Raw genomic sequence first — 18,526 nt, 5'->3', positions numbered from 1 at the left:
ACGCCTTTCCATCGTCCTTTTCTCGAACGGGGCCACGCGCCTCGTGTCGATTCAATCAGGAGATATCAAACCATGTTGAACTACCCTGCCGCTTATCAGGTTACCCAGGGTTCTGCACTCGAAGTGGATCGGGACTTTTATACGCGCGTTGCCACCGCGCATGAAACGCGCACGCGGGTGGACTCGGCGGTCGTGCCGATCCGCTCCGGGTACGCGTGGAAGGTCCCGGCCGGACATGTGTTCCGGATCGTGACCATTGAAGGCCCTTAGGTCGCGGACCTCAACATATGGAATCTGCACAATCCGCCGAGCGTTTCTGGGCGTCACGCACGCGCCAGTTGCAGCAGGCGCATGTGAGTACATTCGACCGGCTGTGGTCGACCCTGCCCTATCTTCGCCCGCTTGTGACGAGCACCGACCACACCCTGGCCGACTACGGAATCGACGAACATGGCGGCCGCGTTCACGACCTGTTGGGCACGCGCTGCGATCCGTATGTGAACCGGATGCTGACCGGCGAGGATTTCGATTTCCATTGCCATTCGAACCTGACCCGCGCGATCGCACCGCACGGTCTCACCGAATTTGATGTGCATGACGTACTAAATGTATTTCAGTGCACGGGGCTCAATCTGAACGATCAATACTTCATGAAGGCCTGCCCGGCGAAGAAAGGCGATTACCTGGAGTTCTTCGCGGAGATCGACCTGCTGTGCGCGCTGTCAACGTGTCCGGGCGGAGATTTGTCCTTGCCGATGTGGGGACCCGACGCGCGGGATCCGCTCGAAGTCTGCCGGCCGCTGGGCGTGGAGGTTTATCGGCTTGCACCACAGATGCTCGATGGATGGAGTTCGCCGGAAGTGCCCCCTTATCGCGGCCTGCATGGGATGAGGCTCGATACGTCAGGTCGTGGTGGTTGTTGCTGACAAGTTCAGTTATTCACTGCCAAACATCGTTGTGGTGCTGCTCGGCACGCCACCTGGCCCGGCAGGATTAGGGTTGCCATAGCGTGGAAGCGAGCCGTCCGCACGAGCGCGTTCCAGTTCCGCGCGCACCTGTGCACGTGTCTTAGGCGCTTGACTCGCTTGCAGTGGAAACGGCTTTGGTGCTACAGACTGGGCTGGCGGTAACACGGGTTCGGCGAGCGGCGTCGTGCGAGTTGGCGCGACCCGTGGCCGTGTGCTGGCCACGGGTCGTGCCTCTTCCCGCAAACTCAAATCTGTATTTCTCACTCTCAAAGCCGGGCCTGCTGCTTCGGCTTGTATCCCGCTGGTCGATGGCGCTCTGATCTGAGGGGCATCTGCGATTCGCAAGCGACGAGACGTGCTGAAGGTATGGTCGCGAACAGGCGACGTGCTCTCATGCGAACGTCTTGTTCTCGCAGGCAAACGCGTTAAGGGGCGAGTCAATTTTGCTGTATTCCGTGGGGTGTCAGGCGTTGCAACCGGCGACATGGGGCCGGTGCTTTCCTCACGCGCCTGCAACTCTTTCTGGAGTGTCAACGTGCGGCTGTCGTCCATGTGGAGCTTTTGCACCGCGCCCAACAGCACTTTGGCGGAAGCAAGATCATTGCGTTTCAGGCTGTCGCGAATCACCTGAAGAATGTGAGAGATATCGTCGGAATGCTCGCTCGCAGGAGCCGGTCTTGAAGTCTGGGATCCGGTCGAGCCAGTGTCCAGTTCGCCGGAGATGGAAGCGCCATCGCGCTCCGGGCCTGAGCGTGCTCCCGACAGCGTGTCCTCGCCTGACCGCATGACAGACGCACCGATCATCAGCCCACCGAGAAGAAGGCCCGCAAGGAGTGTCCTCTTGGGGTTGCTCATCATAAAGTCTGTCCCGTAGCTTGAAATGCGCATTGAGAACGCGGATAGCATCGGCCCGACCGGTCTTCACTTGGCAAGGATGAGTGCTCGCATTGATGCAGCATAATAAGGACCGCACATGTAATACGGTTCTACTATCAATAACGCGCCTAGACGTACGATTGGATGCGCCAATCCCTAGCCGATATCCGCCGAATTGGGATTTTTGTCGGTTTCCCAACAGTGCCATTCGTCATGAGGTTCCTGGCGCGTCCAAGGCGCGCTCGCGCGCGCTGCTAAACTTGCCGCGGTCTTAACTCCGCACAATTCCTGCCGATCGGCATCCGACACGGTCGCGCGGCCACGCTCCCTCTGACAAAGTCTGCAACCCATGCTTCGATTCGAGAACCTCTGCAAACGCTACGACGAGCGCGTCATATTTCAAGGGCTGCGTTATAACGCCGGCACGGAATGCGTGGCGCTGAACGATGAATCGGGCAGCGGCAAATCCACCTTGCTCGCCATCCTTGCCGGAGAGATCAAGCCGGACCAAGGAGAGGTGTGGGTCGATGGGCACTCGTTGCGCCACGCCACGCTCGATGCAAAGGTCCTGGTTGCCTACGTGCCCGACGACTGCATGCCGAACTCGCAGCAGACCGGCCGGGAGTATCTGGAGCAAGTGGCATTGAACAGGAAAACAATCGTAGAGAGTCAGACGCTCGACTTGGCCGATCGCTTTGGCTTAACGCCCCATCTTGGGAAGCGTTTCGAGCAAATGTCGTTTGGTACCCGCAAGAAAATCTTCCTGACGGCGGCTGCGCTGGGCGATGTGAAGGTCGTTATCGCCGATGAACCAGGCGCCGGTCTCGATGCCCCCGCGCGCGCTGTCCTGATTGATTTGTTCAGGATGTTGGGTAAAGACCGGACGGTTTTCTTTTCGAGCTATGACGAGGATTTTACGCAGGCGTGCGGCGCGAAAATGATAAGTTTTGCTGAGCTTGTAGAAGGAACATAAGCGCATGTTGCGGGCTTGAACCATTGCTCTGGATCGTTACGAAGGTACGGGTCTTATCCAAGCCCCATCGCGCGCGCAATCAGGATCAGTCCGACCACAACGACGACGGCCCCAATAGCTTTCGCCGCGCGGTCACCGGCGGGTGCGAGACGCTCGGCAGTTATAGCTGCCGTCACGGCGGCCATCACGCGCAGATCCATGACGCCCATCACGAGAAGGATCGCCGTCAGGCCAACGCAGCAGCTATTGCAGCGAAGGCCGAGGCGCAGGCCATGTCGCCAGGCTGTTGCAGCGTCCGCCTGCATCGCCCCTCCGCACCTGGAGTCGCTCCGGCAGCAGGCAAGGCGGCGTGCCTTCCACGATGTGAACTGGAGCGCGCCGGCGATCAGCACGACCACGCCCGTCGCAACCGGAGCGCCGCGCGCCAGCGCAGGAAACTGCATCTCAAGCGCTGACAGCGCGCTGCCCAGCACAAAGGCAGCCGCGCCAAGCACGGCCCATACGCAGAAGTACCCTGTGCCTACCAACGCCGTCAGCCAATCCGACCGCGCGCCCACTGCCTGACGGTAGTGCCATAGCATGGGCGTAAGCGAGGGCAACATCATCGCCACCATCATCGCGACCCACATGCCGATAAACGACGCGGCAGCATTGGGCCATGTCTGTCCACACATCCGCATCCACGCCATCGACATCGTCCACCCGCCGGGCATTGGCATCTCGCCCATCGCCGACATGGACGCGCACCAGACGATTGTCACCGTGGCACTGGCGGCGAAGAGCAACGCCGAAAAACCGAGGAAGGCGCGCTGATAAAATAATTCGGATACCATAGTTTTAGACATTTTCCGATTCGCTTGGGTGAGCACAAGATGACACCAACGTCGGCTCAGCCCGCGCCGTATTCGTCGTGACGCTTCCACCAGACACCCGTCTCGTTGCGCCCCTTGGGCGCGCGGTCAAGCCACTGGTACATGCCCCAAATGCCGTCCACGCCGCGCGAATAGGAGGAATACGCGTGATAGACCACGCCGTCCTCAAGCACGAACGCGCTGATGCCCGGTCTTTCGCGTGCGTAAGTTGCTGTATCCGTTCCGGACATGATCGCGAACGTAGTGGCCCCGTCGGGCGTCGTACGTGAAGGTATGTCGACGACAGGCGCCTCGCGAGCGTAGTTGTATTCGACCGTCCCCTCGCGCTGTTGCTGCTCCGTGAGCGAGATGTTGAAGTCGAAGTTGAAGTCGCTGCCGAACGAGGACGCCCAGGGAAAAGTCCAACCCATCCGGCGCTGGTACGCCTGCAGCTTCGCAAGCGGCGCCCGCGACACCGCCGATAGCGTCACGTCATGGTTCGCCAGATGCACCACGACACCGTTGAACCCGTCCGCTATCGACGAGCAGGACGGGCATCCCGCCGTGTAGTCCGGCCCGAACATGAAGTGATAGACGAGCAGTTGCGAGCGCCCCTGGAACAGTTCTGCCAGCGAGGCGCCGCCTTCGTTGGTCTCGAACCGGTAGTCCTTGTCGACCCGGACCCACGGCAGCGCTTGTCGCTGCTGCGCCAGTGCGTCCCCGCGGCGGGTGAGTTCCTTCTCCGCCTTGAGCAATTCGAGCCGCGCGGCCAACCATTCTTCTCGTGTCCCCGTTACGTGGGTTGTCATCGTCCTTGCCTCCAATAAGGGTTCTTCGTCGTTCGTTCAACGCCCGATCCGACGGGCGCGTTGGTGATAGATTAGTGCTGTGTATAAAACGAGGGGAGTGACAAGTGTGGCGTGATTCGGATAGACCATGGACCCGATAATTGCGGTCGCGGCACGTTCGCTCGCGGCGGGCGACCCGCTCGGCGCACTGAACCGGATCGCCTTGCGCGACGACGCGCACGCGCTCGCGCTTCGCGGTATCGCTATGGCGCAACTCGGCGATCTCGTTCGAGCAAAAGCGCTCATGCGTAGCGCGGCGCGCGCATTCGGTCCGAAGGAAGCGGTGGCGCGCGCGAGGTGCGTCGTCGCCGAGGTCGAGATCGCGTTCGCCTCAAGAGACCTGGGCTGGCCCGCGAAGACGCTCGATGCCGCGCGGGCGACACTCGAAGCCCATGGCGACCGGGTAAACGCCGCGCATGCGCGGTATCTCGAGGTCCGGCGCCACCTCCTGACCGGACGTATCGACGAAGCTGAACAGGCGCTCGCCAGGCTTGATCCCACGCTTTTCCCACCCGCGCTCAGGGTCGCTCACGAGCTGGTTGAGGCAGGCATCGCAATGCGGCGCCTCCAGGTAAAGATGGCTCGCGGCGCGCTTGCCCGTGCCGAACGCGCCGCGTATCAAGCGCGTATTCCTGCGCTCACCGCGGAAGTCGAAAGCGCATCCCTCATACTGAATACGCCCGCTGCACGCTTGATTTCTGGCGGCGAGGAACGGCTCCTGCTGCTCGATGACGTTGAAGCAATGCTGGCGTCGAAGGCACTTGTCGTGGACGCTTGCCGTCAGCTCGTGTGCAACGCCGGCACGGTGGTCTCGCTCGCCAGACGCCCGGTTTTGTTCGCACTCGCACGCGCACTGGGCGAAGCATGGCCCGCCGACGTGCCCCGGGAAAAGCTCATCGAGCGGGCATTCCGGACGAAGCACTGCGATGAATCGCATCGCGCGCGTTTGCGTGTTGAAGTCGGACGGCTTCGTGCAGCGCTTGGAACGCTGACGAGCGTGAGCGCGACGAATCGAGGGTTTGTGCTGATGCCGCGCGCCGCGCGCAAGGTCGTCGTGCTGACAAGGCCCGTTGAAGACAAACATGCAGCGGTGCTTGTCTTCCTCGCCGACGGCGAGTCGTGGACCAGCTCGGCTCTCGCCCTTGTGCTTGGAGCGAGCCAGCGCACCGTGCAGCGCTCACTCGATGTGCTCGCGGCCGCAGGCAAGGTGCAGTCGTATGGGCGCGGGCGAGCGCGCCGCTGGTTGACCCCGCCCGTGCCGGGATTCGCGACAGGCTTGTTACTCCCCGCTCAACTACCCAGTGATTAGGATGACAACATGAAACGATCAGACGCCGAAATCATCCGTGAATATGGGCCCTTTGCGGGTGTCGATAGCGTGCACGGCGTCACGTTTGACGGTCAGCATGTGTGGTTTGGATCCGGCGACAGGCTGAATGCCTTCGATCCTGCGAGCGGCGATCCGTCGCTGCGCTCGCTGGATGTTGGCGCCGATGCGGGAACAGCCTTCGACGGCCAGCACCTGTTTCAGATTGCCGGGGATCGTATCCAGAAGATCGATCCACAAACTGGTCAGGTGCTTGCCACTATCCCCGCGCCCGATGGCGGCGGTAACTCGGGGCTTGCGTGGGCCGAAGGGTCGCTTTGGGTTGGGCAGTATCGGAGCCGGAAGATCCATCAGGTCGATCCTGAAACGGGCGCGATTCTCCGCGCGATAGAAGCTAACCGCTTCGTCACCGGTGTCACCTGGGTTGACGGAGAACTCTGGCACGGCACCTGGGAAGACGACGCGAGCGATCTGAGACATATCGACCCGCAAACGGGAGAAGTCCTGGAGAGCCTTGAGATGCCGCCCGGAACGTATGTATCGGGCCTTGAGTCCGATGGCGGCGAGCAATTCTTCTGCGGTGGTGGAGGCAGCGGCAAGCTGAGAGCAGTTCGTCGGCCTCGGCGAGACTCTGCAGCCGGCAGCGACGCCGGGATTCCCGCCGACTCCGCTAGCGGGTAGCCGCAGCGGCTAGTTCCCCGGTGCCCGGTGCGCCAGTCAGTTCGACGTACGTACTGAGTCAATGCGCAAGCTCAGTATTCCGAAGCACCATTCCGTGACGCTGCAGCGCGATGTCCCGGGACGATTCGATTTCCATTTGCATGCGGATCGCGTCCCATCCCAACACACGCGCGGCGATCGACGCCGTTTCATCCAGCACGGCACCCGTCAACTGACCAGAGATCGCGATCGTCGTTCGGCGGAAAAGCAGATCCGCGAGATGCGTCACGGCTTCGTGCTCACAGAGGTACTGAATCTCCCGCACTGTGTAGCTCGGCTCGCTGGCGAGCGAGGTGTCATTGGGCGTTGATGAGCAGAATGCTGCGATGACAGATGCAGTCGTACCGTAGCGCGAGAGCAAGGTCTCAGCTCGCTCGGTCGAAACACCATAACGCGAAGCAAGCTCGCCGATCCATGCAGCCCGATCCTTACTGGTCTGCGGATAACCATGACCGCCACCGATAGTCTCGTCTCGAGTACTGACCTTACGCGAGCGTCCGAGACGCTTGAGGGTATCGTCGGCAACGGATTCGGCAAATCCCCGGAAGGTGGTCCATTTCCCGCCTACCAGCGAGAGCACGGAAATTTCCGTATTGGGCAGATGATCGACGTGCACCACGTGATCGCGGCTCACGTCGCCGGGATCCGCGGCATCGGAATAAGGCAACGGGCGCACGCCGCTATAGCGAAACGTGATATTCGATGCATCCAGTTCCAGGCGGGGAAATATCTCCCGCATCACGCCAAGCATATAGTCGACCTCACTGTCCTCACAGCGAACTTGATCGGGATCGTCGACGCGAATATCGGTTGAACCAATCAGAAGCCGATCCATGAACGGATAGACAAGACAGATGCGACCGTCCTTCGAGCCGAAGTAAACCATGCGGCCCCGTAGTTGCGCATGCAGTTCGGGATGCTTCACAATCAGGTGCGACCCTTTTGCTCCACCGATGTACTTTCGCTCGATTCCCATCGACCGGTTCACGCTGTCGATCCAGGCACCACCCGCGTTGATAATGAGAGTCGGTGTCACAGAAAAGAGCCGATCCGACACAAGGTCCCGCAACCAGACGGTGCCGCCCTCCACGCGATCAACGGTCACGTAGTTTGCCGCGGCGGCGTCTTCGCACGCGGCGAGTCCATCTGCTACCAACTCGTAGTTCAGCCGCTCGGCCTGCGTCACTTGAGCGTCGAAATACGTGGCGGTTGCCTTGATTCCCGGATCGAGCAATGGCAGATTTTCCAGGGACCGTTTTCTCAGCGCGACATGGTGGCGCGGCATCGTGCGGTGATGGCGACCGAGAAAATCATAGATCGAGAGTCCCAGTTTCGAAATGATCGCACCGCGGTCAGCGAGCTTCGACTTGACACCGAAAAACCGCAGCGTAGAGGCAACGATACCGCCAAAGTACGAATGAATCGGCAGTACTGTTTCCAGTGGATGGACAAAGTGCGGCGCGTTTTTCAACAATAGATTTCGTTCCAGTGTGGATTCGGCCACCAGCCCAAATTCGCCGGTCTCAAGATATTTCAGCCCGCCGTGAATGAGCCTCGACGGCGCAGAACTTGCTCCTGAGGCGAAGTCGGCCTTATCGATCAGCAGGCAGTCGACCTGTTGCAACGAGAGGTCGCGGAATAGCCCCGCGCCGTTAATCCCGCCACCAATGATCAGCACACTGACACGGCCCTGTTGCGCAAGCCGGTCGATATAAAATTCGCGGGATCGTTGGGTCATTGCTTGTCTCGTCTCAGTCGCATCACATCATCGTCAATGCGCGGTGGCAGCACGGTCGAGTGCCGGCCACAATGGGTTCATGTTTGAAATAAGCTGCATGTAGAGGGTGTACGCCTCAGTGAGCTGAGCGTGACGTTGCGGGTCTGGCTGGTGCGACCGCTGTATGCGGCAAGCGCGCGTGGCGGCCTCCGCCAGCGATGCAAACGCTCCTGCGCTCACGCCGGCACAGAGCGCGGCACCGAGCGCACTCGCTTCCTGATTTTCCGGGATATCGATAGGAATCCCGAGGGTATCCGCAAACAACTGCGCCAGCATGGGGCTTGACGATCCTCCGCCGGTCAGGCCCGCCCGGCGCGCGGGAAGCGCGCTGGTTAGTGCTTCGACATGGTATCGATGATTAAAGACCATGCCTTCGAGCACTGCTCGCGCGAGATGGGCGCGACGGTGCCAGCCGCGGATGCCGAAGAACGACGCGCTCGCGGGTTGTTCGAAGGGGGAACCGAACAGGAACGGATGAAACATGACGGAACTTGGTTCGGCGAATGCCGCCTGCAATTCATCGCCGATCAAGTCGAACAGCGAGCATCCGCGCTCTGCCGCTTGTTGCGCTTCGTGTGCGAAAAATTCGCGCAAGAACCAGTCGACGTTGCTCGACGAGGCCGGCGAAATCGACATGTTCATCCATTGGCCAGGACGTGTGCCGTTGCGGCACGACCAGCGCGGATCGAGTTGCGGACGATCAGACAGGATCTCGTTGATGCTGAACGTGCCTGCCGTAATCGACACGATTCCCGGCTCCGTGTTGCCCATCCCCAGGGCGCTGGAGGTGACATCGTGTAATCCGCAGGCGACTGGCGTGCCCTCTATCAGACCCGTTTGGGCGGCAGCGTATGCGGTGATGCGACCTGCGGGTGCCTCGGACGGGATGATTGGCGGTAACGCCGGAGCAATGGAGGCGAGGCTGTATAACTCCAGTACTTCGGCGCTGTATTGTTGCGTGCGGACATCGGTGAACGATGAACTGGCTTCGGTCGGATCGGTCGCCGGGACACCGGTCAGGCAGAGGCGGAGCCAGTCCTTGCAGAAAAGTACATGGCCGATTTTCGCGTACCGTTCTGGCTCGTTGACCTGGATCCATTTGAGCAGGCTGACGGCGGCGTAGGGGTATGGCTGCTGCCCGGTCAGTTCCAGTGCTTGTTGCAGCACGCCGGTTTCGCGCCATTGCTCGCGGACATCGAAGGCTCGGCTGTCGAGTGACAGGATTCCGGGGCCTAGCGGTGTTCCTTCTTGGTCGACGAGGTATAGGCCGTCGCCATGTCCGGTTACGCCGACGGCGGCGATCGCGCTGGCGGGTATTTGGCTCTGCTCGAGCGCATCGCGAATGGCGCCGGCGGCGGCTGCCCAGGTTTCTTGCATGTCACGTTCGACGTGACGCGGGCGCGGTTGGCGTTGCTCTACGCGTCGCGAGCCTACTGCCACGGTGCGGCCGATGGTGTCGAAGATGACGGCCTTGGTCGCGGTCGAACCACTATCGAGGCCCAGCAGATATTTCGGCATTTCGTCCTTCACTGCGTTTCGGATTTGGGTTTTGGGGTTGGGGTTGGGGTGGTGGTTGAGGTTGAGGCTGGGGCTGGGTTGCACGGGTTCTGCGTTAGCGGTCTGATTCATTGCCGGGTTGCTGCTTTCCAGGTCTTTGCGCGTTCGGTGTTAGCTGTTTTCTTTATCACTATTAGCCACTGCGCGTGGCGGCGCGTCATTTCTTTGTCCAAAGCGACAAAGAAACGAAGCAAAGAAAACGCTTTCACCGCTCTACCCTAAGTGTCCACAGCGTGCAGTTCCATTTCATGGGTGCCCCAAAAGCACGGTGCTCGCCAGAGCTTAGGATGTGTGAAACCCTCTTTCTCCGAACACGGATACCCCACGCTTCGCCACCAGTGTTTGAACCTGCCCAAGGCACACCCCGCGCTATCCGCCTAGAACCTACCACCGAATTTGTACGCACTTCGAACCACGTCGCCAACCCACCTTAAAACAAGGCCTCCGAAATGCGTAGGGCCGTACTCAACAAAACGCCCATGCAACCGACCAACAGGGTCATCAAAATTTAAAGCAGTAAGTACACGTTAGCCTTTGATTGCGAAGCTGGCCACGCGCCTCCGCAACGCGTGCCTCTCAACCAAGCTACTAAGAAACAAAGCCTCGAAAGCTCGTCAAGCCATGCGGGTTTCCTTGGCAATTGTGCTTGCCCGAGAGCGTGCGGGGCGAAGCGTGTTCGTGTCAGGATTCGCGAGAAGGAGGGGTTCAAACATCCGGGGTTCTAGCGAGCACCGTGCTTTTGGGGCACCCATGAATCAAAACTGCACGCTGTGGACACTTAGGGTAGAGCTGTTAAAAGCGCTTTCTTTGCTTCGTTTCTTTGTCGCTTTGGACAAAGAAATGACGCGCCGCCACGCGCAGTGGCTAATAGTGATAAAGAAATCAGCTAACGCCAAACGCGCGAATACTTGAAAAGCAGCAACCCGGCATTGACTCAGATCGCTAACGCCAGAACCCGTGCAACCCGGCATTGACCCAGACCACTAACCCTAGCACCCGTGCTAACCCCAGAACCCGCACGCCCCAGCATCCACCCCGACCGCCAACCCGCAATCTGGCACTGCCCCACCCTCGAACCCCACCCCGCCCACCCTCGCTCACCCTCACCCGTGATACTTCGAGTCCAACTCATTAATCGCCGCCACATTGCCGGCGCTCCGTCCATTTTCATCGAACGTCTGCGCCAGAAACGCATCGGCAATCGTCTTAGCCACTTCAGGTCCAATCACCCGCGAACCCATAGTAATGATCTGCGCATTATTCGACAGTGCAGCTCGTTCCGCCGAATAGGTATCGTGACACAACGCAGCGCGAATCCCCGGCACCTTATTCGCCGAAATGCTAACGCCAATCCCCGTGCCGCAAACCAGAATCGCACGATCATACTCGCCACGCATCACACCCGAAGCCACCCGGTCAGACAAATTTGCATAGAACTCCTTTGGATCTGCCTCATTGTCCGACACCTCGAAAACATCGAAGCGATCCTTGAGGTGTTCAGCCAACACATGCGCCAATCCCGCCCCCGCGCTATCCCCAGCAACTGCAAGTTTCATGATGATCTCCTTCAGATCGAAGTTTCATGCACGCAGAGAGTTCATAGCACAGCCCTGACGCGCTCCACAATGTCCAGATATCCCGCGACGTCCCATGCGGAGCGCCCGATGAACAACCCGTCAATATGCGCACTGCCAGCAAGTTCAGCGCAATTTCCAGGGTTGACCGAGCCACCATAAAGGCAAGGTACCCGGCGGCCAACAATGTCCTGAGCCACCGCAATAATTTCCGCCTGGCGAGCATCGGCATAGTCCGCCGTGGCCGGAATACCGTGCTCGCCAATGGCCCAAACCGGCTCGTAAGCGAGCAGGATCGGCGCCGTATATTGTTCAGGCGTCAACCGGCCCAGCGCGCCCCGGACTTCGGTAGCCAGCACCTCGGCTGCTCGCCCGCTTTCGCGATCGGCAAGCGTCTCACCGATGCAGATCAGCGGCGTCAACCCGTGGCGCACCGCTGCCTCTACCTTCAGCCCCACCGTTTCATCGGTCTCGCCAAAATGTTCACGCCGCTCGGAATGACCAAGCTCAACCAGATCCATTTCGCAATCGACCAGCATAGGCGGTGAGATCTCACCGGTCCATGCGCCACGATCAGCCCAGTGCATGTTCTGTGCGCCCACCTTCACGGTCGTATCCGCGAGGATCGTCTTAACCTCACGGATCGCGGTGAAAGGCGGAATCACGAAGCGCTGCATGCGCGGGTCGTCGCTGCTCGCTAGCAGACCCCGGGCAAAAGCGCGTGCCTCCGCAAAGGTCTTGTTCATCTTCCAGCTGGTACCGATCCAGAAAGGGGAATGGGTCATATTGATGTCGTCAATCGGATGCGCGAACCTCGCGCCGCTAAGCGCCGTGCCGGGGAGGATCGTTGGATCACACCATCCCCAACGCGGCGCTCAGGTGAAAGCCGCAGGCGCCCATCGGCGCCCTGCGGGTCAGAGCAGTAACATCACTTCGACATGGTAAATGCGGAGGTGTACTTATCCACGTTGGCTTTGGTGATCAGCACGCAATCGAAGAGCTGCTTTTCAGTCTTGGCGCCTGTCTTGCCGGTCTTCAGGAACTGATCGGCCTCCTGCACCGCCTTGACCGAAAACGTCGCAACCGGCTGCAGCACCGTGTACTGCAATTCGCCAGCCTTGACCGCGGCAACTGCCGTGGGCGAACCATCAAAACCGCCCACCTTGATGCTCGACAGTTTGCCCGCCTGCTTCAGTGCGGCAATCCCGCCAAGCGCCATTTCGTCGTTACCGCTGATCACACCAATAATGTCCGGGTGCGCTTGCAACAAGCTCTGCATCGCGTTGAACCCCTTGGTGCGATCCCAGTCGGCCACTTGCGACCCGACCTTCTTCAGATCCGGATACTGGCTAAGCACTGACGTATAACCGTTGGACCGCGTAGCAGCGTTGTTGTCCGACGGCGAGCCGAGCAGTTCAACATAATTGCCCTTCGATCCGACGTCCTTCACCCATTGCTGCGCACCCAGCGCCGCGCCCTGCGCGTTGTTGGAAACGAGCTGCGCCTTGGCCAGTCCTTCCTGGTTGATCTCGGCATTGACGAGGAACACCGGAATGTTGGCGGCAACCGCTTTCTTCACCGCGCCGACAGACCCGCTAGCGTTCGCGGGATCAAGAATGATCGCGACCGATTTGTTCGTGATGGCGGTATCGATCAGCTGGCTCTCTGCGTTGGTGTCACCTTTCGACGCTGCGACGTTCGCGGTGTATCCCAGCCTTTTCGCCTCGGCAGCAGCAACGTTGCCTTCCGTGAGCCAATAAGGATTCGAGGGATCGTTGACGATGATGGTCAGGAGTCCACCCGCCGCATGCGCCTGGCCTGCGAACAAAGGCGCGGCGATGGCGACAGCGGCGAGTGACAGGGTCCTCAGGGTTTTTCTCTTGGTTGTCATGGTAAGTCTCCTTTTTTGATAGCGATGGCGTCGGGATAAAACAAATTCAAATGAGGACAATTAAGACATTCTTCTCAAGGGCCAGTGGCGCGGCTCAAGCCTTGCCACTTTGTGGAGAAGTGGGTTGACCGGCGGTCGGTGCAGGACGCTTGACGCGACGGCGATATTGAATGGCGTTAAGCAGCACCGCGAGCACGATCACCGCGCCGGTGAACACCGTTTGCCAGTAAGACGAGATGCCGATGATCACCAGACCGTCGGACAGGAACCCGATCACGAAGGCACCAAGCAACGTTCCGCGAATGTTGCCCGTGCCGCCCATGAGCGACGCACCGCCGATCACCACAGCGGCAATGGCCGTCAGCTCATAGGTCGTGCCGGCGGTCGGACCCGCAGACGTCAACTGCGAGGAAAGAATCAGCCCGGCGATGGCGGCGCACACGCCCGACATCATGTACACGCTGATCTGCACTCTCTTCACCGGAACGCCGGAGAGTTGCGCTGCGCGCTCGTTGCCGCCGGACGCGTAGAGCCAGCGTCCGAATGCCGTCCGGGTGAGCATGATGCTGCCCAGAATCCCGATGACGGCCAGGATCAGGACGCCGACGGGAACATTGAACAGTCGATCAAAGCCAAGCCCGTTGAATCCCACATTACCCAGATCCGCGTGACCGCCCAGGTTGTTGTAAGTCAGGCCGTTGGTCATCAGCAAAGCCAGTCCGCGCACTACATACATCACGCCAAGCGTGGCAACGAATGCGGGCACCCTGAACCGCGCAATGAGCACGCCGTTGACGAGACCAATGAAGGCGCCAAGCAGGCAGCACAGCACCACCACGACCCAGACCGCCGGATACAGCACGACGCCAAACAGGTTCAGCGTCACCCCCTGCAGGAAGAACCCCGCGACCACACCGGAGAGGCCGAGCGTGGAACCCACCGACAGGTCAATTCCGCCGTTGATGATCACGAGCAGCATGCCAATGGCGAGGATGCCGTAAATGGCCACATGCGAGGCCATCGTCAGGAAGTTTTCGACTGCGAAGTAATACGGCGAGAGCATCGAAAATACGATGATGATCACGATCAGCGCAAAGAACGCGCGTCCTTCGAGCAGCATCTTGCCAAGGTCGAAGCCGTCGCCGAACTTGCTGGCGCGGGTTGACGCGGAAGGTTTAGCGGAGTCGTTCATGTTCAAGTCTCCATGCATTTCTATGATCAGATCACCACGGCTTCGCCGGAGGCGGCCATGATCTGGTCCTTGGTGGCATCGGCGCCGAATTCTGCGGAAATCTTGCCCCGTCGCATGACGACGATGCGATGCGCAATGCTCAAGCATTCACCCACTTCCGACGTGGAGAACACCACGGCCAAACCCTGCGTGGCGCTCTCGCTGAGCAGGCGAAAGACTTCGGCTTTTGCGCCGATGTCGATGCCACGGCTCGGCTCGTCGAGTAGGATGACCTTCGGGCGGGTAGCAAGCATCTTGCCGATCACGACCTTCTGCTGATTGCCACCCGACAACGAACCGATAGGCGCACCCGGCCCCGCCGTCTTAACGTGAACGTTTCGAATCGACTGATCGACGAGCACGCGCTCGCGAGGGAACGAGAGCAGCAACCCCTTGACGAAGGTGCCGATACTCGCAAGCGACAAGTTGGTGCCCACATTCATGGTCGGCACCAGGCCATCGCGCTGACGGTCTTCCGGCACGAGCACAAGGCCGCGGCCAATACGTCCGGCGATGCTCAATGAGGCAATGTCTTCGCCTTCCAGAAGGACCTTTCCTCCGCTCACCGGGGAGCGGCCAGCCACCGCTTCAAGCAGTTCGGTGCGCCCCGCTCCCATCAGTCCGTAGATGCACACGATCTCGCCCGCGCGTACATCAAGCGACAAGTGATCGACCACGGAGATGCCCGAGCCTGCGTCGTCGGCGACGCTGACATCTTCGATCGCCAGCGCTACGTCGCCGAACGCATAGCCTGTCGGCGGCGAACCGAGGTCGAAGTTCTCACCCACCATGTTGCGCACGATCCACGCGAGGTCGATGTCCTTCGCTTCGGCCGTCGCCGTCATCCTGCCGTCGCGCAACACCACGGCGTAGTCGGTGATCTGCAACGCCTCTTCAAGATGATGCGAGATGTAGACAATCGACACCCCGCGACTCGTCAAATCGCGGATCACCTTGAACAGCACCTCGACTTCGGAAGCACTGAGCGCTGAAGTCGGTTCGTCCATGATCAGGATGCGCGATTGAACGGAAAGCGCGCGCGCAATTTCAACGACTTGCTGCTGGCCCAGGCGCAAGTCCTGGACGCGCGTCAGGGGGTCTATCTCTTCCTCGAGATCCGCCATCAGCGCACGTGCCTGCCGCGCTTCTTCGGCGAAGTTGACGCCTGTGACCGAACGCAATTCCCGGCCCATGAAGATGTTGTCGCGCACGCTCAAGTTGGGCGCGAGACTTAACTCCTGATGGATGATCGAAATACCGTGGTCGCGGGCATCGTTTGACGAAGAAAAGGAGACGCGCTGACCATCGAGTTCAATATGCCCCGATGTCGGCCTCTCGACCCCCGCGAGAATCTTCATCAAGGTCGATTTGCCTGCGCCGTTTTCGCCGAACAACGTGGTGACCTTGCCGCGATGGATGTCGAAGTTCACGCCCTTCAGCGCATGCACACCGCCGTATGACTTGACGATATCGCGCGCCGACAGCAGCACTTCGCCGGTCGCGGACTGGTTAGCAGGGATTGGGTTCGGGGTGCTCATTTCACGTCCAGCTTCACCGGCGTCACAAGCCAGCCGTTCGGATTGATCAACTGAAAGACACCCACAACCGAAATGGTCTTGCCCGTCAGCTTGGCCGTATCAACCTTCGACAAAACTGCTTTCTTCATCGCCGTGTTGATCGCATATCCGGCGTTCTGATAGTCGATCTGGTTAGTGAATTGCTCGAAGCCGATGGTGCCGGTTGCATCGCGCAGATCGGTGCCGTTGATTGCCGGGCCGGTCTGAACGCGGATGACTACCGAGTCGGGCACGTTCGGTACCTTCACGGTATAAATTCCGGCATCCTCACTACCGGCAACACCGTCGAACTTGACCGATATCTCAGGGCCGATGCCACCGCCTGCCACGCCGTACTGCTTGCCGGCGGCGTCCTGGTCCTTGGCGATGGCTGCGGCCAATGTGTCGGCGCTGACTGCCTTGCTCTCGATCGCCGCCTGCGTCTTTGGAAATTGTGCTTCGCCGTAAGCGGCCGGATCGAAGGTCTTGACCTGCGTATCGCCTGCGGACCCGATCTTCACGGCCTTGGTGCTCAAGGCCATCGCGACGATCAAAATCACTGCCAGCACCGCGGCAATTGCCACACGAACGCCGCGTTTGGAGCGACGATTCATTGACGGGGTCATTGAGCTCATGGGAACACCTCCTCTACTTCTGAACTACGGAAAAGCAAAACGCATGCGCTGAATCCTGCTTCGTCTGTCATGTCATGCCGTGCCACGTTGCCCCCAGTCTTCAGTCATCACGTTGAGTACCATCGCGGCAGATGCTGCCCCCGGATCGATATGTCCAATGCTGCGCTCGCCCAGACGCGCCGCCCGCCCTTTGGTCGCCACCATCGCCTTGGTGGACTCGGCGCCAGTTGTCGCGGCGTCGCGTATTTGCGCCATGATCTCGGGCACCGGCAGCCCACTTGCCATGCCTCGTTCTGCCGCCGCGGCAGCAGGCGCCCAGACATCCATCATGGTCTTCTCACCCGGCTCCGCCTTGCCACGCGACTGGATGCCTTCGGCCATCGCCACGATCAGTGCCGGTGCTTCTGTCAGCGGCATCTCCTTGCGCGCTCCTGCTGCCTTCGCTGCACGCATGAACGCGGTGGCGTAAAGCGGCCCCGACGAGGCGCCGACCGCATTCAGAAACCCCTTCGCTGCCGAATTGAATTGATCGGCGAATGAAGCGTCCGCAGCCAGTGCATCAATAGCCGTCGATGCCGCGACAAATCCGTCCGCCATCGCAATGCCGTGGTCGGCATCGCCGATCACACCATCGAGCCGGCACAGCTCATCTCGCGCCGCGCCGATGGTCTCGGCGAGTTGGCGGAACAACCGCGCGATGTCACCAGTCGTCAGCATCGTCCGGTCCCCTGCTGAAACATCGCGCACTCGCAAGGGTGATCCAGCAAGCGCTGCAGTTCTTCGTCGAGATGCATGAGCGTGATCGAAGCGCCGGCCATTTCCAGCGACGTGCACAGCGGGCCAACAAGGGTGCGATGCACGATCAACCCCGCGTCGGACAATCGCTGCGCGACGCGGCGGTTCATGATGTACAGCTCCATCAATGGCGTAGCGCCCAGCGAGTTCACGAGCACCGCCACGCGGTCTCCTTTCGCTGCGCCCATCTCGCCGAGGATGGCATCCATGATCTCGTCAACCACGGCGTCGGCGGGACGGAGCGCCTCGCGACGCATGCCCGGCTCGCCGTGGATTCCCATGCCGATTTCCATCTCGCCCACTGCGATCTCGAAGTTGGCGCGCCGCGTCTGCGGCAACGAACACGGCGCCAGCGCCACGCCCAAAGTGAAGGTCCGGGCGTTGGCGTGACGCGCCACTCGCTCTACATCGTCCAGTGACATCATCAGATCAGCAGCTGCGCCGGCTGCTTTGAAAATGAACACATTGCCCGCCACGCCACGTCGCTTGTCGCGCTGATCGCGCGGCGCGGAGGCGATGTCGTCGGTGGTCAGAACCGTGCGCGCTTCGACACCCTCCAGTTCCAGCAACTCAGTGGCCATGTCGAAATTCATCACATCGCCGGCATAGTTGCCGTACATGAACAGCACGCCCGCGCCTCCATGCGTCGCGAGCGCTGCATCGACAGCCGGTTGCGGTGGCGGCGATGCGAACACATTGCCGATCGCCGCGGCGTCGGCCAGTCCCTTACCGACAAAGCCCAGGAACGTCGGCTCGTGGCCCGATCCGCCGCCGATCACCAGCGCGACTTTTCCTCCGCGTGGCCCGTGGCGCGCCAGGATTGCACGCGGCGCACCGTCGAGGCGTCGCAGCACGTTGCTGTGCGCGGCCATCACGCCATCCAGCATCTCGTCGACGGCGGCATTACCGTCGTTGATCAGTTTCTGCGTCATCGCTTCGTGCATGGC

17 protein-coding genes and 1 pseudogene are annotated in these 18,526 nt (G+C 60.4%); 5 read left to right on the top strand and 13 right to left on the bottom strand.

The features are described from left to right. Positions 1-72: 72 nt before the first annotated feature. Positions 73-926: pseudogene (locus ACMX25_RS19915) on the top strand (urea carboxylase-associated family protein). A gap of 9 nt (positions 927-935) precedes the next feature. On the opposite strand, the gene ACMX25_RS19910 reads toward ACMX25_RS19915, so the two are convergent. After that, positions 936-1,454 (bottom strand): DUF4148 domain-containing protein, encoded by a 519-nt coding sequence (locus ACMX25_RS19910; protein ID WP_414951825.1) that lies wholly within the window; start codon positions 1,452-1,454, stop codon positions 936-938. Between the two features lie 739 nt (positions 1,455-2,193). Between ACMX25_RS19910 and ACMX25_RS19905 the strand changes: the two genes are divergently transcribed. Continuing rightward, positions 2,194-2,817, top strand: coding sequence for an ABC transporter ATP-binding protein (locus tag ACMX25_RS19905; RefSeq protein ID WP_414951792.1), 624 nt, complete (start codon positions 2,194-2,196; stop codon positions 2,815-2,817). Between the two features lie 53 nt (positions 2,818-2,870). Here the strand turns inward: ACMX25_RS19905 and ACMX25_RS19900 are convergent, their stop codons facing one another. Both ACMX25_RS19900 and ACMX25_RS19895 read right to left on the bottom strand, forming a co-directional pair. Then, positions 2,871-3,662, bottom strand: a complete 792-nt coding sequence (locus ACMX25_RS19900; RefSeq protein WP_414951791.1) for a DUF2182 domain-containing protein — start codon at positions 3,660-3,662, stop codon at positions 2,871-2,873. A 44-nt stretch (positions 3,663-3,706) separates the two neighbouring features. After that, positions 3,707-4,477, bottom strand: coding sequence for a DUF899 domain-containing protein (locus ACMX25_RS19895; RefSeq protein ID WP_414951790.1), 771 nt, complete (start codon positions 4,475-4,477; stop codon positions 3,707-3,709). A gap of 127 nt (positions 4,478-4,604) precedes the next feature. On the opposite strand from ACMX25_RS19895, the gene ACMX25_RS19890 reads away from it, so the two are divergent. Continuing rightward, complete coding sequence (locus tag ACMX25_RS19890) at positions 4,605-5,825, top strand: helix-turn-helix domain-containing protein (RefSeq protein WP_414951789.1); 1,221 nt, start codon at positions 4,605-4,607, stop codon at positions 5,823-5,825. Between the two features lie 9 nt (positions 5,826-5,834). Continuing rightward, a complete protein-coding gene (locus ACMX25_RS19885) occupies positions 5,835-6,524 on the top strand; it encodes a Vgb family protein (protein ID WP_414951788.1) in 690 nt (229 codons plus the stop codon). 58 nt (positions 6,525-6,582) lie between these two features. On the opposite strand, the gene ACMX25_RS19880 is transcribed toward ACMX25_RS19885, so the two are convergent. Together ACMX25_RS19880 and ACMX25_RS19875 are read right to left on the bottom strand one after the other, a co-directional pair. Then, positions 6,583-8,301: a glycerol-3-phosphate dehydrogenase/oxidase gene (locus ACMX25_RS19880; RefSeq protein ID WP_414951787.1), complete on the bottom strand. Its 1,719-nt coding sequence runs from the start codon at positions 8,299-8,301 to the stop codon at positions 6,583-6,585. A gap of 33 nt (positions 8,302-8,334) precedes the next feature. Next, positions 8,335-9,870 (bottom strand): FGGY-family carbohydrate kinase, encoded by a 1,536-nt coding sequence (locus ACMX25_RS19875; RefSeq protein ID WP_414951786.1) that lies wholly within the window; start codon positions 9,868-9,870, stop codon positions 8,335-8,337. 777 nt (positions 9,871-10,647) lie between these two features. On the opposite strand from ACMX25_RS19875, the gene ACMX25_RS19870 reads away from it, so the two are divergent. Beyond that, entirely contained in the window at positions 10,648-10,809 is a 162-nt protein-coding gene (locus ACMX25_RS19870; RefSeq protein WP_414951785.1) for a hypothetical protein, read from the top strand. A gap of 191 nt (positions 10,810-11,000) precedes the next feature. On the opposite strand, the gene derI is transcribed toward ACMX25_RS19870, so the two are convergent. The 8 genes from derI to ACMX25_RS19830 all read right to left on the bottom strand — a co-directional run bounded on the left by derI (position 11,001) and on the right by ACMX25_RS19830 (position 18,523). Further along, a complete protein-coding gene (gene derI, locus ACMX25_RS19865) occupies positions 11,001-11,453 on the bottom strand; it encodes a D-erythrulose-4-phosphate isomerase (RefSeq protein ID WP_414951784.1) in 453 nt (150 codons plus the stop codon). A 41-nt stretch (positions 11,454-11,494) separates the two neighbouring features. Then, a complete protein-coding gene (locus ACMX25_RS19860; RefSeq protein ID WP_414951783.1) occupies positions 11,495-12,256 on the bottom strand; it encodes a triose-phosphate isomerase in 762 nt (253 codons plus the stop codon). A 143-nt stretch (positions 12,257-12,399) separates the two neighbouring features. Continuing rightward, positions 12,400-13,362: a D-ribose ABC transporter substrate-binding protein gene (locus tag ACMX25_RS19855; RefSeq protein ID WP_414951782.1), complete on the bottom strand. Its 963-nt coding sequence runs from the start codon at positions 13,360-13,362 to the stop codon at positions 12,400-12,402. Between the two features lie 94 nt (positions 13,363-13,456). Then, positions 13,457-14,554 (bottom strand): ABC transporter permease, encoded by a 1,098-nt coding sequence (locus tag ACMX25_RS19850; RefSeq protein WP_414951781.1) that lies wholly within the window; start codon positions 14,552-14,554, stop codon positions 13,457-13,459. Between the two features lie 26 nt (positions 14,555-14,580). Next, complete coding sequence (locus ACMX25_RS19845) at positions 14,581-16,131, bottom strand: sugar ABC transporter ATP-binding protein (RefSeq protein WP_414951780.1); 1,551 nt, start codon at positions 16,129-16,131, stop codon at positions 14,581-14,583. Then, positions 16,128-16,784, bottom strand: coding sequence for a DUF2291 family protein (locus ACMX25_RS19840; RefSeq protein ID WP_414951779.1), 657 nt, complete (start codon positions 16,782-16,784; stop codon positions 16,128-16,130). Before ACMX25_RS19840 ends, ACMX25_RS19845 begins: the two co-directional genes overlap by 4 nt. 72 nt (positions 16,785-16,856) lie before the next feature. Beyond that, positions 16,857-17,501: a dihydroxyacetone kinase subunit DhaL gene (gene dhaL, locus ACMX25_RS19835; protein ID WP_414951778.1), complete on the bottom strand. Its 645-nt coding sequence runs from the start codon at positions 17,499-17,501 to the stop codon at positions 16,857-16,859. Next, positions 17,495-18,523, bottom strand: a complete 1,029-nt coding sequence (locus ACMX25_RS19830) for a dihydroxyacetone kinase subunit DhaK (protein ID WP_414951777.1) — start codon at positions 18,521-18,523, stop codon at positions 17,495-17,497. Before ACMX25_RS19830 ends, dhaL begins: the two co-directional genes overlap by 7 nt. Positions 18,524-18,526: the final 3 nt, after the last annotated feature.

It is taken from the genome of Caballeronia eucalypticola (assembly GCF_047608185.1).
Classification (GTDB): Bacteria; Pseudomonadota; Gammaproteobacteria; order Burkholderiales; family Burkholderiaceae; genus Caballeronia.
The sequence above is the reverse complement of the archived record's forward strand: the minus strand, read 5'-3'. Positions and strand labels throughout refer to the sequence as shown.